The sequence below is a fragment of the Paraburkholderia sp. TE9906 genome (assembly GCF_056279605.1).
Map to the genome: position 1 here is coordinate 282,459 of NZ_JBWCCT010000007.1, position 15,755 is coordinate 298,213.

The 15,755-nt window shown below is 63.5% G+C and carries 12 protein-coding genes and 1 tRNA gene; 2 read left to right on the forward strand and 11 right to left on the reverse strand.

All coding sequences use genetic code 11. The annotated features are described in order from the left end of the window. Positions 1–41 precede the first annotated feature (41 nt). From ACZ9H4_RS20885 to ACZ9H4_RS20900, 4 genes are all read right to left on the reverse strand, one after another. Positions 42–1,661 carry an ABC transporter ATP-binding protein gene (locus ACZ9H4_RS20885; protein WP_476120626.1) on the reverse strand — a complete coding sequence of 540 codons (1,620 nt, stop codon included), beginning with the start codon at positions 1,659–1,661 and terminating at the stop codon, positions 42–44. Next, positions 1,658–2,764, reverse strand: coding sequence for an ABC transporter permease (locus tag ACZ9H4_RS20890; protein WP_408144142.1), 1,107 nt, complete (start codon positions 2,762–2,764; stop codon positions 1,658–1,660). The genes ACZ9H4_RS20885 and ACZ9H4_RS20890 overlap by 4 nt, the downstream gene beginning before the upstream one ends. Continuing rightward, complete coding sequence (locus tag ACZ9H4_RS20895) at positions 2,764–3,801, reverse strand: microcin C ABC transporter permease YejB (protein WP_121317474.1); 1,038 nt, start codon at positions 3,799–3,801, stop codon at positions 2,764–2,766. The genes ACZ9H4_RS20890 and ACZ9H4_RS20895 overlap by 1 nt, the downstream gene beginning before the upstream one ends. Positions 3,802–3,862: 61 nt before the next feature. Next, positions 3,863–5,842: an extracellular solute-binding protein gene (locus tag ACZ9H4_RS20900; protein ID WP_476120629.1), complete on the reverse strand. Its 1,980-nt coding sequence runs from the start codon at positions 5,840–5,842 to the stop codon at positions 3,863–3,865. A 125-nt stretch (positions 5,843–5,967) separates the two neighbouring features. On the opposite strand from ACZ9H4_RS20900, the gene fabI reads away from it, so the two are divergent. Continuing rightward, a complete protein-coding gene (gene fabI, locus ACZ9H4_RS20905) occupies positions 5,968–6,759 on the forward strand; it encodes an enoyl-ACP reductase FabI (RefSeq protein WP_408157042.1) in 792 nt (263 codons plus the stop codon). A 191-nt stretch (positions 6,760–6,950) separates the two neighbouring features. On the opposite strand, the gene ACZ9H4_RS20910 is transcribed toward fabI, so the two are convergent. The 7 genes from ACZ9H4_RS20910 to cysS form a co-directional block, all read right to left on the reverse strand. Further along, complete coding sequence (locus tag ACZ9H4_RS20910; RefSeq protein ID WP_408144136.1) at positions 6,951–7,298, reverse strand: hypothetical protein; 348 nt, start codon at positions 7,296–7,298, stop codon at positions 6,951–6,953. Positions 7,299–7,685: 387 nt separating this feature from the next. Next, a tRNA-Ser gene (locus ACZ9H4_RS20915) sits at positions 7,686–7,779 on the reverse strand. 181 nt (positions 7,780–7,960) lie between these two features. Then, positions 7,961–9,211 (reverse strand): aspartate kinase, encoded by a 1,251-nt coding sequence (locus ACZ9H4_RS20920; RefSeq protein ID WP_408144134.1) that lies wholly within the window; start codon positions 9,209–9,211, stop codon positions 7,961–7,963. A gap of 384 nt (positions 9,212–9,595) precedes the next feature. Beyond that, on the reverse strand, positions 9,596–11,047 hold the full coding sequence (gene tilS, locus ACZ9H4_RS20925) for a tRNA lysidine(34) synthetase TilS (RefSeq protein ID WP_476120632.1): 1,452 nt from the start codon (positions 11,045–11,047) through the stop codon (positions 9,596–9,598). Between the two features lie 48 nt (positions 11,048–11,095). Then, on the reverse strand, positions 11,096–12,067 hold the full coding sequence (locus ACZ9H4_RS20930) for an acetyl-CoA carboxylase carboxyltransferase subunit alpha (protein WP_042322870.1): 972 nt from the start codon (positions 12,065–12,067) through the stop codon (positions 11,096–11,098). Between the two features lie 124 nt (positions 12,068–12,191). Beyond that, on the reverse strand, positions 12,192–13,241 hold the full coding sequence (locus ACZ9H4_RS20935; RefSeq protein WP_476120634.1) for a DNA-3-methyladenine glycosylase family protein: 1,050 nt from the start codon (positions 13,239–13,241) through the stop codon (positions 12,192–12,194). A gap of 47 nt (positions 13,242–13,288) precedes the next feature. Continuing rightward, positions 13,289–14,686 carry a cysteine--tRNA ligase gene (cysS, locus tag ACZ9H4_RS20940; RefSeq protein ID WP_476120636.1) on the reverse strand — a complete coding sequence of 466 codons (1,398 nt, stop codon included), beginning with the start codon at positions 14,684–14,686 and terminating at the stop codon, positions 13,289–13,291. Between the two features lie 232 nt (positions 14,687–14,918). Between cysS and ACZ9H4_RS20945 the strand changes: the two genes are divergently transcribed. Continuing rightward, positions 14,919–15,707 (forward strand): tetratricopeptide repeat protein, encoded by a 789-nt coding sequence (locus tag ACZ9H4_RS20945; RefSeq protein WP_408144127.1) that lies wholly within the window; start codon positions 14,919–14,921, stop codon positions 15,705–15,707. The last annotated feature ends 48 nt before the right edge of the window (positions 15,708–15,755 follow it).

Here is a 15,755-nt window from a genome sequence, read left to right on the forward strand (position 1 = left end):
TTCAATCGAGATACGCACCCAATTGGTGAAAGGGTGAAAAATCAACGGTCAAGCGCCGCTTTCAGCAGCTTTCGCGTGTAAGGGTGCGCGGGTGTCGCAAAAATCTTCTCAACCTCTCCGCTTTCGACAATCGAACCGTTTTGCATCACCGCGACGCGGTGCGCCATTGCCCCGATCACGGCCAGATCATGGCTGATGAAAACGAAGCCGAGGTTGTACTTCTGTTGCAACCCGGCGAGCAGTTTCAGCACTTGCTGCTGAATGGAAACGTCGAGCGCGCTGGTCGGTTCGTCGAGGATCAGCACGCGTGGTTCGAGCACCAAAGCGCGCGCAATCGCAATCCGCTGCCGCTGGCCGCCGGAAAATTCGTGCGGATAGCGGTACAGCACCGTGCGGTCGAGCCCGACTTCGCGCAGCACCGCGATCACCTTGTCGCGCCGCGCTTGCGGGGTCATCTGCGGCCGATGCAGCGCCAGCCCTTCGCCGACGATCCGCTCGATCGTCTGACGCGGTGAAAGCGAACTGAACGGATCCTGAAACACAACCTGCATGTTCGACCGTAAGGCGGTCTGCTCGGCGCCGCGATAGCTGCCGAGCACCCTGCCCTGAAATTCGATCGCGCCGTGCACGGTGCGCTGCAGACCGAGCAACGCCATCGCGAGGGTCGACTTGCCGGACCCCGATTCGCCGACGATCCCCAGCGTCTCGCCCTGCCGAACCGACACGTTCGCCTCGGCGACCGCGCGAAACCGTCCTGAGCGAAACCAGCCGGCAAAGCCCGGCAGCTTCGTTTTGAAATCAACGGAGACCTCACGCGCCTCGAGCAGCACGGGCGAGATCGGCAGCACCGGCACCACCGTGCGCTGCGGCCGGCTCGCCAGCAGGCGCTCCGTGTACGGATGCTGCGGCGCGTCGAACACCTGCTCAACCGGCCCGCTCTCGACCAGCACGCCCCGCTCCATCACCGCGATGCGCTGCGCGAAGTGCCGCACCAGATTCAGATCGTGTGTGATCAGCAGCACGGCCATGCCGCGCTTTTGCGCTTCGTCGCGCTGCAGTTCCAGCAGCAGGTCGACGATCTGCGCGCGGATCGTCACGTCGAGCGCCGTGGTCGGCTCGTCGGCGAGCAACAGCCGCGGACGGCACGCGAGCGCCATCGCGATCATCGCGCGCTGGCGCTGCCCGCCCGACAGTTGATGCGGGTAACTGTTCACGCGCTTGCCCGGCTCGGCGATACCGGTGCGCCCGAGCAGCGCGACCGCGCGCTTGCGCGCCTCGCTCGCCGTCACGCCGTCATGGACGACAATGGTCTCCGCAATCTGGTCGCCGACCGTATAAAGCGGATTGAGCGCGGTCATCGGCTCCTGAAAAATCATCGCGATGTCCGAGCCGCGCATGCCGCGCATCTCGCGTTCGCTTTTGGCCAGCAGCTCCTCGCCGTCGAAACGGATCGAGCCGCTCACTTGCGCGTCGCTCAGGAGCCGCAGGATCGATAGCGCGGTCACGCTCTTGCCCGAGCCCGACTCGCCGACCAGCGCCACCCGCTCGCCCCGCTCGATCGCGAGCGTGACGTCGTTCACCGCGACGGTGTCGCCGAAGCTCACGCGCAGATGCTCGAGTTCCAGCAGCGGCGGCGCGCCGTTCTGAAGCGTTGCGCTCATTGATTGCCTCCAGCGCGCATCGCATCGGAGATGCGGGTGTCGAGCGCGTTGCGCAGCGCGTCGCCCATGAAGGTCAGCAGCAACAGCATCGCGACCAGCACGCCGAAAGTGGACAGCGAGATCCACCACGCGTCGAGATTCGCCTTGCCTTGCGCGAGCAGTTCGCCGAGGCTCGGTGTCGGCGACGGCACGCCGAGGCCGAGAAAGTCGAGGCTCGTCAGCGCGAGAATCGCACCGCTCATGCGGAACGGCAGGAACGTGATCACCGGTGTCAGGCTGTTGGGCAGCACGTGGCGCCACATGATCTGCCAGTTCGACAAACCCATCGCTCGCGCCGCGCGCACGTAGTCCTGGTGACGATTGCGCAGAAACTCCGCGCGCACGTAATCGGACAGGCCGATCCAGCCGAACAGCGAGAGCAGCACGATCAGCAGAAGGAAGCCCGGCTCGAAGATCGACGAGAAAATGATCAGCAGGTAAAGCTCCGGCATCGCGCTCCAGATTTCGATCAACCGCTGCCCGACGATATCGATACGTCCTCCGAAGTAACCCTGCACGGCGCCCGCGGCGATGCCGAGTACCGTGCCGATCAGCGTCAGCACGAGTCCGAACTCCACCGACACCCGGAAGCCGTAGAGCAGCCGCGCGAACAGGTCCCGGCCGCGGTCGTCGGTACCGAGCCAGTTCTCGCGCGACGGCGGCGCAGGGTTCGGCGCCTTCGAGAAGTAATTCAGCGTGTCGTAGTAGTAGCGATTCGGCGGATACACCGCAAAGTTGCCCGGCGCGTCGAAGCGATGCTTGATATACGGATCGAGATAATCGGCCGGGGTCGGGAAATCGCCGCCGAACGTGGTCTCCGCGTAAGTCTTGAACATCGGGAAATACAGGTGGCCGTCGTAGCGCGCCACCAGCGGCTTGTCGTTCGACCACAGCGGACCCGCGAGGCTCGCCGCGAACGCCACCACGAACACGATCAGACTCCAGTAGCCGAGGCGCTGCTGGCGAAAACGCTGCCATACGCGGCGCGCGGGCGATGGCGACACGAACGCGCGCGCGCGTTCGGTGCGCGCCTGCGCGTCGACGGAAAGACGGGCTCGATTCATCAGCGCTCCAGCTGTTCGAATTGGATGCGGGGATCGACCCACACATAGCAGAGGTCGGAGATCAGCTTGGTCGCGAGGCCGATCAGCGTGAACAGATACAGCGTGCCGAGCACGACCGGATAGTCGCGCCGCACCACCGATTCATACGAGAGCAGCCCGAGCCCGTCGAGTGAAAAAAGCGTTTCGATCAGCAGACTGCCCGTGAAGAACGCGCCGATGAACGCTGCCGGAAAACCCACGATCAACGGCAACAGCGCATTGCGGAACACGTGCTTCCACAGCACGCGCTTCTCCGACAAACCTTTGGCGCGCGCAGTCAGCACGTATTGCTTGCGGATCTCGTCGAGAAAAGCGTTTTTCGTCAACATCGTGACGACCGCGAAACTGCCGACCACCGAAGCGGTGATCGGCAACGTGATGTGCCACAGATAGTCGACGATCTTGCCGCCGAGACTCAGCTGCGCCCAGTTGTCCGAGGTGAGATTGCGCAGCGGAAACAGTTGCAGGAACGTGCCGCCGCCGAACAGCACGAGCAGCAGCACGCCAAGCACGAAGCCCGGAATCGCGTAGCCGATCAGCACCACGAGGCTCGTCGCGATATCGAAGCGCGAGCCGTTGCGCACCGCCTTCGCGATGCCGAGCGGCACCGATATGAGGTACGTGAGGAAGAAGGTCCACAGGCCGATGCTGATCGACACCGGCAGCTTAGACACGATCAGCGACCAGACGCTTTGATGGCGGAAATAGCTCTGCCCGAGGTCGAAGGTCGAGAAGCGCTTGAGCATCAGCACGTAACGTTCGAGCGGCGGTTTGTCGAAGCCGTACAGTTGCTTCAGCTGCGCGAGCTGTTGCGCGTCGACGCCGCTATGCGAGCGCAGACCGAACGGCGCGCCGCCCTCCGCGCCTTTGCGCAATTCGTGCTGCATCTGTTCGACCGGGCCACCCGGCACGAACTGGATCACGACGAAGGTCAGCGTCAGTACGCCGAGCAAGGTCGGGATCATCAGCAACAGGCGTTTGAGAATGTAGCTCCACATAGGCGGCGTTCCGGTGCGAAGACGATAAGTGAGGGGCGCGCTGGCGCGGCTGCGGTTGTGGCTACGAGTGCGGTTGCGGCTGAGGCTGCGCATGGGGCTGCGGTTGCTCGTGCCACCACATCGACGTGATCCAGCCTTCCGCGCCATAGTACAGCGGCAGCGTCTTCGGCCACGCGAGCCCGCGCTTGAACGCCACCCGATGCGTGCCGCTGTACCAATGCGGCACGACATAGTAGCCATGCATCAGCAGCCGGTCGAGCGCATGCGTCGCATCGACCAGTTGCTCGCGCGTCTGCGCATGCACGAGCGCGTTCAGAACGGCGTCGACCACCGGCGACTTCAAGCCGATCGCGTTGTCCGAGCCCTTGGTATCGGCGGCCTTGCTGCCGAAGCGCTCGATCTGCTCCGAGCCCGGCACCTGCACGTCCGGCATGCGCAGTGTGGTGACGTCGAAGTCGAACGCGTCCAGACGCTTCTGATAGACCGCGTAGTCCGACACACGAAACGTCGCGGTAATGCCGAGCTTCTGCAGATTGCGGATGAAAGTCGCGACGATCGGCTCCATCGACGCAGCCGAGCCGGAGTCGTCGAGAATCTCGAACTGGAACGGCTCGCCTTTGGCGTTACGCAATGCGCCGTCGCTATAGGTCCAGCCGGCTTCCTGCAACAGCTCGCGCGCCTGCAGCAGATTGGCGCGCAGCGAGCCCGGTGCATCGGTGTCCGGCTGCTTCGGCGGCGGGCCGAATACGGCGGGGTCGAGTTGCGCTCGCCACGGCTCGAGCAAGGCCAGCTCGCCCGGCGAAGGCAGGCCCTTCGCCTGCAAATCCGTATTGGCGAAGAAGCTGTCGATACGCCGGTATTGATTGAAGAACAGTTGCCGGTTCAGCCACTGAAAGTCGAGCGCGAGATCGAGCGCCTTGCGCACGCGCACGTCCAGGAACAACGGCCGACGCGTGTTCAGGATGAAGCCTTGCATGCCCGTGCCGTTGTGCTGCGGGAACTCACGCTTGATCAGCTCGCCGCTATCGAACTTCTTGCCGACATCGCGCCGCACCCAGTTGCGCGCGACGTATTCGACGAGCGCATCGTATTCGCCCGCCTTGAACGCTTCGAGCCGCGCGGTGGCATCCGAGTACAGCTTGTAGACGATGCGATCGAAGTTGTTCATGCCGACGCGCACCGGCAAATCCACGCCCCAGTAATTCGGGTCGCGCCGATAGGTGATGGTGCGGCCGTTGTCGTACTGCTCGATCAGATACGGGCCACTGGAGATCGGCTTTTCGAATGCGAGCTGGTCGAACGGAATGCGGCTGCCGTCCGGCTTCAATCCCCACTTGCGGGAGAACACCGGCATGCCGCCCGCGAGCAGCGGCAACTCGCGATTGCGCTGGCGAAACTCGAAGCGGACCGTGTGCGGATCGACCACCACCGCGCGCTCGATCTCGCCGAAGATCGATGCGAATTGCGGTGCGGCCTGCGGGCTCTTCAATGTGTCGAGCGAGAACTTGACGTCGTCGGCGGTGACCGGATCGCCGTTGGAAAAACGCGCGCGCGGATTGATGTGAAACGTCACCGACATGCCGTCCGACGCGACGTTGATGTCGTCGGCGAGCAGCCCGTAGGCGGACGCGACTTCATCGCTGCTGCCCACAGTCAGGCTTTCGAACAGCAGGTCCACGCCGGGCGCCGTATTGCCGCGCAGCGTGAACGGATTGAACTTGTCGAAGCTCGTGAGACGGCTCGGGTTGGCCAGCACCAGCGTGCCGCCCTTCGGCGCATCCGGATTGACGTAGTCGAAGTGCTTGAAACCGGCCGGGTATTTCGGCTCGCCGTATTGGGCGATCGCATGAGCCGCGTGAGCCTGCGACGCCGCGAGCAATCCAGCCATGGCAAACAAGCAGGCTGTCCCCACGGCGCGCACCGGACGCCATGCACGGCACACCACTGCCAGCCCGGCACGCGCGGGGCCGTGCGAGGGTTCGTCAATCACGCGGCATCGAAATGCAGGAGGCGTTTGAACCCGTCGCGAGCCAATTGTCATAGGGGCCTTGTTGGTCAGTGGGCAATTGCAGTGTGAGAGAATTCTACCCAATTAATCCGCGCGGTCCGCGCATCCCGAGCGCGCGATCTTCGCGTGCGCGGCGCGCCGAACGTTCAGGAGATGTCATGGGCTTCCTCGCTGGCAAACGCATCCTGCTAACCGGCTTGCTGTCGAACCGCTCGATTGCCTACGGCATCGCGCAAGCCTGCCGGCGCGAAGGCGCCGAGTTGGCCTTCACCTATGTCGGCGAGCGCTTCAAGGCGCGCATCACCGAATTCGCCACCGAATTCGGCAGCAACCTCGTATTTCCCTGCGACGTCGCCGAGGACGCACAGATCGACGCCCTCTTCGCTTCGCTCAAGGAACACTGGGACGGCCTCGACGGACTCGTTCACTCGATCGGCTTTGCACCGCGCGAAGCGATTGCCGGCGATTTCCTCGACGGCATGACGCGCGAAAACTTCCGCATCGCGCACGACATCTCCGCGTACAGCTTCCCGGCGCTCGCCAGGGCCGCACAGTCGATGTTCACGCCGGACGCGTCGTTGCTGACGCTAAGCTACCTCGGCGCCGAACGCGCGATTCCGAACTACAACACGATGGGGCTCGCCAAGGCTTCGCTCGAAGCTAGCGTGCGTTATCTGGCGGTGTCGCTCGGCGCGAAGGGCGTGCGCGTGAACGGCATTTCGGCGGGACCGATCAGGACGCTGGCCGCGAGCGGCATTAAGGGCTTCGGCAAGATTCTCGACTTCGTCGAGCAGAATGCGCCGCTCAGACGCAACGTAACGATCGAACAGGTCGGCAATACCGCGGCGTTCCTGCTGTCGGATCTGGCGGCCGGCGTGACGGCCGAAATCGTGCACGTCGATAGCGGCTTCAATGCGGTGGTGGGCGGGATGGCCGCGGCAGCCGAGTGAATATTGAAGGCGTCTGCGGTCTCGCAACGAATGTCACGGCATGACGTATAGGCTGCAACACGCGGGCGCAGCTCGCGTCGCGGCCGCTCTATTCGCAAGCAGGGCGTGCATGCGTGACAGGCATAAAAAAACCGCCCTGCCGGGCGGTTTTTTCCTGAATCGACGACGCCAACCTGATCGCGCTCGACCGCCTAGTGCCAGCCGCGATGATTGTCGTAGTGATGGTGGCCGTAGTCGCTGTGGCCCGGCGGATGGTGGCGATACCAGTCATCGCGCGCCCAGTAGCGGCGGCCGTCCCAGTAGCGGTCGCCATGCCAGCCGACGACGATCGACGGGCCACCGTAGTACACCGGAGCCGGCTGATACACGACGGGCGGCGGAGGCGGCGGAGGCGGTGCGTAGATCGGCGCCGGCGCGACGTAGACCGGCGCGGGAATGCCGATATTGACCCCAACGTTGAGCCCTGAGGCCATTGCCGCACCCGATGCACCCAACGTCAATACCCCGAGCAGAAGTGGAACTAAACGAGCGGACTTCATTGATCACCCTTTGAAAGAATGTGTTCTGTGGGCGGAAATATAACGCAAGGCAGCGTTCCGCGTATTTCACGTTTGTAATAACTGATGCACAACATCGCAGCGTCGGCGGCTACGTAACGTCTGGTTACACGCGAGCGCATTCTGGTGAAAACGAGGCAGGGTTGTAATTGAAGTACGCGCGGCGTTCAAGCGTGCTCGATGCGTGCGATGCACTTATCGCGCTTTCATCGCTGTGACAATGGGCATCGACAAACAGGCATCGTCGATGCAAACAGCACGGCTGTTTCGCCAGCATTTAGCAAGTGCCGACGCGCATCCACACTGAACTACGAGCTGAAAAAACAAAACCCCGCAGAGCCTGGACTCTGCGGGGTTTGCCGCCATTGCTGGCGGAGACGGAGGGATTCGAACCCTCGATCCAGGTTTTGGCCCAGATGCTCCCTTAGCAGGGGAGTGCCTTCGACCTCTCGGCCACGTCTCCCAAACTTTCTGTCGCACAGGGAGTCAGTGCGACGAAGCCAAGATAATAGCGGGCCGAACGTCGAAGGTCAATGTCTGAAGAACACTTTTTGTGCCAGGTTTGTCATTGCCGACGCAATTTATTCGCATTGGTCGCGCCAGAGCAAACGGGGCGCTTCGTTGCGCCCCGTTATTCAAACCATTTACGCCTGATCCAGATCAAACGCCTTATGCAGCGCGCGCACCGCGAGCTCCATGTACTTCTCGTCGATCAGCACCGAAATCTTGATTTCGGAGGTCGAGATCATCTGGATGTTGATGCCCTCTTCCGACAGCGTGCGGAACATCGTGCTCGCGATGCCGACATGCGAACGCATACCGACGCCGACCACCGACACCTTCGACACCTTCGGATCGCCGAGCACCTTTTCGGCTTGCACATGACCCTGCACCTGGCCGGTGAGGATCTCCATGGCGCGCTGATAGTCGCCACGGCCGACCGTGAACGTGAACGCCGTTTTGCCTTCGACGCTCTGGTTCTGGATGATCATGTCGACGTCGATATTTGCGTCCGCCACCGGGCCGAGAATCTGATAGGCGATGCCCGGCTTGTCGGGCACACCCATCACGGCGATACGAGCTTCGTCGCGCTGGAACGCGATACCCGAGATGACTGCTTTTTCCATGGTCTCGTCTTCTTCAAAAGTAATCAGGGTGCCCGACTTCATTTCAGCGTCGAGCGGCATCAGCGGATCGGTCAGGCTCGACAGCACGCGCGTCTTCACCTGATATTTGCCGGCGAATTCCACCGAACGGATCTGCAGCACCTTCGAACCCAGGCTGGCCATTTCCAGCATTTCTTCGAACGTTACGCGATCGAGGCGGCGCGCTTCTTCGACCACGCGCGGGTCGGTCGTGTACACGCCGTCGACGTCGGTATAAATCAGGCACTCATCGGCTTTCAGTGCCGCCGCGACTGCGACGGCCGACGTGTCCGAACCGCCGCGGCCGAGCGTGGTGATGTGGCCGTCCGGATCGATGCCCTGGAAGCCGGTGATCACCACCACCTTGCCTGCGTCGAGGTCGCGCAACACGCGCTCGCCGTCGATTTCGCTGATGCGCGCTTTCGTGAACGCGCTATCCGTTTTGATCGGCACTTGCCAGCCTGCATAGCTGACCGCGTCGACGCCGGCGTCCTGCAACGCGATGGCGAGCAGGCCCGAACTGGCCTGTTCGCCCGTGGCGGCGATCATATCGAGTTCGCGCGCGCTCGGTTGAGCCGTGATTTCTTTCGCGAGACCGAGCAAGCGGTTGGTTTCGCCGGACATCGCCGACGGCACGACGACCATCTTGTGGCCAGCCTTATGCCATTTCGCGACGCGCTTGGCGACGTTCTTGATGCGCTCGACCGAGCCCATCGAGGTGCCGCCGTATTTATGTACGATGAGTGCCATTGTCGTTCTGAACTGGAAGAGAAACCGCGCTGGCGCGCTGGAGATGACCGCACAAAAGCACAGGAGCGCAACGTCTTGTGAACGACGGCAAAGTGTGTGGCGGCGTAAATGCAGCGCGCGTGCAACACGCGCGGGTTTGCCCGGGAATGATCGCTAGTGACTTAACGGGAAACGACGGATCACGCTCGCAACCGGCGATAGCGACAAAAGCGACGGCGAAATCGGGTCGGGCAAGCAGGTAAACGTACCCGATTGGGCGTAAAAAGACAAGCCGCAGCGGCCATCGAAAGCCGCGAAATCAGTGCTGCAAAGGCTTGTTTCGTGGGGATTTGCGCCCTATTTCCCGGATTGTCGCTCGCTTCACAGCGCAGTCCGACCGGCCGGTCAGGCGATCAGCAGGTCTTCGCGCCAAATGATTCTGATGCGTGCTCCGCCGGTGTCGGCCGAGGCCGGCAACGCTGCGCGATTCACGCCGAGCCAAGGCACGAACAGCAGTTCGTCGCCGATATAGAGCAGTGGCACGTCGCGCTTCCATGCCGGGATGCCGCGTTCCTGGAACAGGTTCTTGAGCGTTCGGGTCGGTGCGCCGGGCGCGTCGCTCGTGCGCATTCGTTCGCCGCCGCTGCGCGAGCGGGCGCTCAGCACAGCGCGTCGCAGGACGTCGAGGGGGAGTGTCGCATTGGCATCCGAGCCTGCCTCTGCAGTCCCCTGCTCCTCGAGCGCAAACACAAACGTGCCCCGCCATTGCGGCAAACGCCAGATCGATTCGCCCTGCCACGCGAGTTCGCTGATCTCGCGCGCGGCGAGCGCGGTTTCATCGGCGGCTTCCCTGCTGTCGCCCGCTTCCCAATACACGAGACCGCGATAGCTGCGCAACGCCTGGCCTGCATGATCGACACGCAGACGATGCCCGTCGGCCGCCGCGTCCACTTCGCGCAGTTGGCGCAACGCATCGCTCAGACGCGCGCTCGATGCCGCCGCGAGACCCAACGTGCGCATCCAGTAACGCATCAGATTGAGCGCACGATCGTCGTCGAGCGCGAGTAGCGCATCGTGCGACAGCGCGCGCCCTTCGTCCGCGGACACCGCGTCCATGTCGATGCGCGCGAGCGCATCGAGCAGGCGCTGCGCGGACGCAGCATGCGCGGCCGTGCGCGCCAGCGCGTCCCGAAAACCGGGAAAGTGGACCGCCAGCGCCGGCGTCACCTCGTGACGCAACGCATTGCGCGCGTAGCGGGTGTCCGCATTCAACTCGTCATCGATCCAGTGCAAGGCGCGCGCGCTCGCATAGTGCTCGAGTTGCGCGCGCAACAGATGTAGCAACGGCCTCACGCGCGCCGCGCACGCGCCAGGCGCCGTGAACTCGGGCGCCATCGCCGCAAGGCCCGCGAGACCCGCGCCGCGCAGCAGTTGCAGCAAGACGGTTTCCGCCTGATCGTCGGCGTGTTGCGCGAGCCAGAGCGTGTGAATGCCGCGCGCCGCGCACATCGCATCCAGCGCGCGATAACGCGCATCGCGCGCCGCCGCCTCGACGCTCACGCCGCTAGCACGCGACACCTCGACGCGCCGCGCGTCGAATTCGACGCCGCGTTCCTGCGCGAACGCCTGGCAATGCGCGAGCCACGCATCTGCATGAGGACTCAGCCCGTGATGCACATGCAGCGCGACACAACGCGACGCGCCCGCGACACGCACTGCGGCATCGAGCAGCACGCTCGAATCGACACCGCCGCTGAATGCCACCGCGATGCGCGCGCTTGCGGGAAGCGCGGACAGCGCCAGGCCGACTGCCTCGATAACGAGGCGCTCGGCAGGCGAAGCGGCGATGGGAGTCACGTCGTTAGCGCGCGAAGCGCTGATGGACGAAAGAGAACGCGCGCGGGCTCAGGCACCCGGCGTCGTTTCCTTGAACTTGCCGTACGACATCAACCGTTCGAAACGGCGTTGACGCAGGTCGTTGATGCTCATGCCCTGGAACTGGCGCAGCGAGTCGGCGAGCGCGCGGCGCAGCATGGCGGCCATGCCCTTCGGGTCGCGATGCGCGCCGCCGAGCGGCTCGTTGACGATCTTGTCGATCAGACCGAGCGCCTTCAGACGATGCGCGGTCAGGCCGAGCGCTTCCGCAGCTTCCGGCGCCTTCGCGGCGCTCTTCCACAGAATCGACGCGCAGCCTTCCGGCGAAATCACCGAGTAGGTCGAGAACTGCAGCATCAGCACGCTATCGCCGACAGCGATAGCCAGCGCGCCGCCCGAGCCGCCCTCACCGATGATCGTCGCGATCAGCGGCGTCTTCAGTTCGGCCATCACATACAGATTGCGGCCGATCGCTTCCGACTGGCCGCGTTCTTCCGCACCGATGCCCGGATACGCGCCCGGCGTGTCGATGAACGTGAAGATCGGCAGGTTGAATTTTTCGGCCAGACGCATCAGGCGTTCGGCCTTGCGATAGCCTTCCGGGCGCGGCATGCCGAAGTTGCGCAGCGCGCGCTCCTTCGTGTCGCGGCCCTTCTGATGGCCGATCACCATGCAGGCCTGGCCGTTGAAACGCGCGAGGCCGCCGACGATCGACAGGTCGTCCGCATAGTTGCGGTCGCCATGCAGCTCGTGGAAATCGGTGAACAGCTCGCTCACGTAATCGAACGTGTATGGGCGTTGCGGATGACGGGCGATTTGCGAAACCTGCCACGGCGTGAGGTTCGCGTACAGATCTTTGGTGAGCTGTTGACTCTTCTTGGACAGCCGCTCGATCTCTTCCGAAATATCGACGGCCGAATCGTCCTGCACGAAGCGCAATTCTTCGATCTTCGCTTCGAGTTCAGCGATTGGCTGTTCGAAATCCAGAAAGGTGGTCTTCATTGGTTGTAATCCTTGGACTTACCGGCAGCGCGTATTCTAACCGCGCTCGCCGCTGTCAAAACCATCTCGCAACTATCGAAATCTAACAATCGATAGTTTTTGAGATAGCCTCGTTTCTTGTTGTTCAGTAGTCGACCGGCAACGGATCGAGACTACGCCACATATACCAGGTCGCGACCGTGCGCCACGGTTCCCAGTTCGCCGCGACCTCGCGCGCTTCGCTGCGCGTGACCGGTTCGCCGCTGAAATAGTTGACGCTGATCGCGCGGATCAGGCCGAGGTCGTCGAGCGGCAGCACATCGGGACGCGACAGATTGAAGATCAGGAACATCTCCGCGGTCCAGCGGCCGATGCCGCGAATCTGCGTGAGCTCGGCGATCACCGCCTCATCTTCCATCGACATCCACTTGCCGACGTGCAATGCACCCGACACGAAATGCTGCGCGAGATCGAGCACGTACTCGGCCTTGCGTTTGGACAACCCGCACGCGGTCAGCTTCTCCTGACCGAGCTTGATGAACTGCTGCGGCACGAGCTTCGGACACGCGCCCTCGACTTTCGCCCACACCGCCTGGGCGGACGCGACCGAAATCTGCTGCCCCACCACCGAGCGCGCGAGCGTGACGAACGGATCGCCACGGCTCAGCAGATGCACCGGGCCGAATTTCGGAATCAGTTTCTTCAGAATACGGTCGCGCTTGACGAGGTCCGCACACGCCTTGTCCCAATACGCCGGACGCGTGACTTCGGGCGTGAGGCCGCCGATCTGCACGGGCACCGCCGCATCGCTCGCACTCGCCGCTTCGCCACCGGCGCTCGCCGATGCGCGCGTCTTGCGCACGACTTCGCCCGCGTTGGTGTCGCGTGCGAGTTCCTGCATGTCGCCGGCGAGTTCGGCCGGCAATGCGCCATTGCCTTTTACACGCGACGCCTTGGCGCGCTTTGCGACAGGCGCGTGCGCCGACGTCCCGTTGAGCGCACGCTTGAGCGTGGCCTTCTTCGCTGACGCTCCTACGCCCGCTGCGCTCTTCGCCGCCACCGCAGTGGCTTTCGACGATGCTTTCTGTACTGCGCCGCTGCCCGCGCGAGCCGACGTGCGTGTCGACTTTGCCGCAGCTGCCGCGTTTGTCTGAGACGCGGCTCGTTTAGCCGGCGTCTTCGTGGCCGTTGCCATCCTGCCTCCTGCCTGGCGAGTCGATCAGAGGGAAGTACGAGGTGCGCTCACACGCGCCGCCACTCGGTCAACCCGCCGGGTTTGTCTTCAAGTGCAACGCCGGCCTCGAGCAATTCGGCCCGGATCCGGTCTGCTGCCGCATAGTCCTTCGCCTGCTTGGCGGCCACGCGCGCGGCGATCTTCGCTTCGATCGCGGCGGGCTCGAGCGCGCCTTGTGCTGCGGTGCCCGCGGCCTGCTGCAGATACGCGCGCGGCTCACGGCCGAGCAGCCCGATCACGGCGCCGAGCGCACGCAATTGACGGGCCAGCGCGGGGTCGCGCGTGCGGTTCACTTCAGTTGCCAACTCGAACAACACCGACACTGCAACCGGCGTGTTGAAGTCGTCGTTCATTGCCGCCTGGAAACGCTGCGCATGCGCTTCGTTCCAGTCGAGCTCCGCGGCGTCCGGCGTGACGTCCTTCAGCGCGGTGTACAAACGCGCGAGCGCGCTGCGGGCGTCGTCGATATGCACGTCGCTGTAGTTCAACGGCGAGCGGTAATGCGCGCGTGCGATGAAAAACCGCACGACCTCTGCATCGTACTGCGCCAGCACTTCACGAATCGTAAAAAAATTGTTCAACGACTTCGACATCTTCTCATTGTCGATCTGTACGTAGCCGTTGTGCATCCAGTAATTGACGAAGGTTTGACCGGTAGCGGCTTCACTTTGCGCAATTTCGTTTTCGTGGTGCGGAAACTGCAGATCCTGGCCGCCGCCATGAATGTCAAATTGATCGCCGAGCAGCGTGCAGCCCATCGCCGAGCACTCGATATGCCAGCCGGGACGGCCGCGCCCGTACTTCGATTCCCAGCCGGTGTCGGCGGGTTCGTCAGGCTTCGCCTGCTTCCACAACACGAAGTCGAGCGGGTCCTGTTTCGCGTCGTTGGCCGCGACGCGTTCGCCCGCGCGCAGGTCTTCGAGCGACTTGCCCGAGAGCTTGCCGTAGCCGGCGAATTTGCGCACCGCGTAGTTGACGTCGCCGTCGCTCGCCTGGTACGCGTAGCCGTTCGCTTCGAGCGTCCCGATCATGTCGAGCATCTGCGCAATGAAGTCGGTGGCGCGCGGTTCGAGATCGGGCCGCTGGATGCCGAGCGCGTCCGCGTCTTCATGCAACGCGTCGATGAAGCGGTCGGTCAGCGACTTGATCGTCTCTCCGTTCTCCACGGCGCGGCGGATGATCTTGTCGTCGATATCCGTGATGTTGCGCACGTAGGTCACGTCATAGCCGAGCGTGCGCAGCCAGCGCTGCACGATGTCGAACACGACCATCACGCGCGCGTGACCGACGTGACAATAGTCGTACACGGTCATCCCGCAGACGTACATCCGCACGACGCCTGCTTGCAGCGGCACGAAAGTTTGCTTGTCACGCGCGAGCGTGTTGTAGATGCGCAGTGATTCCATAGAGAACGGTGCGTGGGCCGAAAGAAATCCGCATTGTGTTTCAGACGCGCCGCGCCCCGCCAGAAAGACTACGGGTGCGTCGCATACAGCAAAACCGGCGCACCTGGTGCGGCGATCAAGCTGCGCTCAAAGCGGAGACGACCACGAGTGGCGAAAAGACAGTTTGCGGTTCGACGGAACGCGCAGACCTTTTGTTAGAATGGGTCGGAGTATAACATCCAGACCCAAGCCTATGAAACCTTCCAGCGGCCGCGCGCACAGCGCTGCGACCCTCGCCGCGACGGCGTGCAATGGCCTCATGCGCGGTGCTGCGCGCACCCTCGCCGTGCGCGTCACCGTGGCCGTCGCTCTCGCGGCCCTGCCCGTTGCGGCAGCCTATGCACAGAAGGCCGGCGTGATGCCGCAAGGTCCCGCGGTGCGCGATAACACGCCGGAAATCGACGCGTCGATTGCGCAGAAAAACTGGGAAGCGTCGTTGACCCAGCTCGATGCTCGCATCGCATCGAATCCGCGCGACGCGCAGGCGAAGTTCAAACGCGCCACCGTGCTCGCGCACCTGAATCGCGACGACGAAGCGATCGCCGCGTTCACCGAACTCACGCAGCTGTACCCCGAATTGCCCGAGCCGTATAACAACCTCGCCGCGCTGTACGCAAAGCAAGGCCATCTCATCGAAGCGCGCACCGCGCTCGAAACCGCCACCAAGGCCAACCCGAGCTACGGCCTCGCGTACGAGAATCTCGGCGACGTGTATCTGCGCATGGCGAGCGAAGCTTACCGTCACGCGCAAGGGCTCGGCAAGGCGAGCGCCACGACCACGCAGCGTCTCGCCGACATTCAGAAGATCGTCTCGCCGCCGAAGAAGGGGGCGTCGGCCAGGTCCGCCGCAGCGGCAGCGCCCGCGGACAGCGCCACGGGCCGCGCCATCTCGAACATGACCATGCCCCAGACACCGAGCTTCCAGTTCGGCGGCGCGAACGGCTCGCTCGCCATGCCGCCCTACATGGCGCCGTCGCAGTAACGCCGGCACGTTGTGGGCACTCCGCTTTTTCCAACCCCGAGGATTTTC

Coding starts and splice junctions, on each gene's coding strand:
- ACZ9H4_RS20910 (WP_408144136.1), bottom strand. CDS start 7,298: ATGAAGTCCGCTCGTTTAGTTCCACTTCTGCTCGGGGTATTGACGTTG.
- ACZ9H4_RS20945 (WP_408144127.1), top strand. CDS start 14,919: ATGAAACCTTCCAGCGGCCGCGCGCACAGCGCTGCGACCCTCGCCGCG.
- ACZ9H4_RS20885 (WP_476120626.1), bottom strand. CDS start 1,661: ATGAGCGCAACGCTTCAGAACGGCGCGCCGCCGCTGCTGGAACTCGAG.
- fabI (WP_408157042.1), top strand. CDS start 5,968: ATGGGCTTCCTCGCTGGCAAACGCATCCTGCTAACCGGCTTGCTGTCG.
- ACZ9H4_RS20895 (WP_121317474.1), bottom strand. CDS start 3,801: ATGTGGAGCTACATTCTCAAACGCCTGTTGCTGATGATCCCGACCTTG.
- ACZ9H4_RS20930 (WP_042322870.1), bottom strand. CDS start 12,067: ATGAAGACCACCTTTCTGGATTTCGAACAGCCAATCGCTGAACTCGAA.
- ACZ9H4_RS20935 (WP_476120634.1), bottom strand. CDS start 13,241: ATGGCAACGGCCACGAAGACGCCGGCTAAACGAGCCGCGTCTCAGACA.
- cysS (WP_476120636.1), bottom strand. CDS start 14,686: ATGGAATCACTGCGCATCTACAACACGCTCGCGCGTGACAAGCAAACT.
- ACZ9H4_RS20920 (WP_408144134.1), bottom strand. CDS start 9,211: ATGGCACTCATCGTACATAAATACGGCGGCACCTCGATGGGCTCGGTC.
- ACZ9H4_RS20900 (WP_476120629.1), bottom strand. CDS start 5,842: ATGACAATTGGCTCGCGACGGGTTCAAACGCCTCCTGCATTTCGATGC.
- ACZ9H4_RS20890 (WP_408144142.1), bottom strand. CDS start 2,764: ATGAATCGAGCCCGTCTTTCCGTCGACGCGCAGGCGCGCACCGAACGC.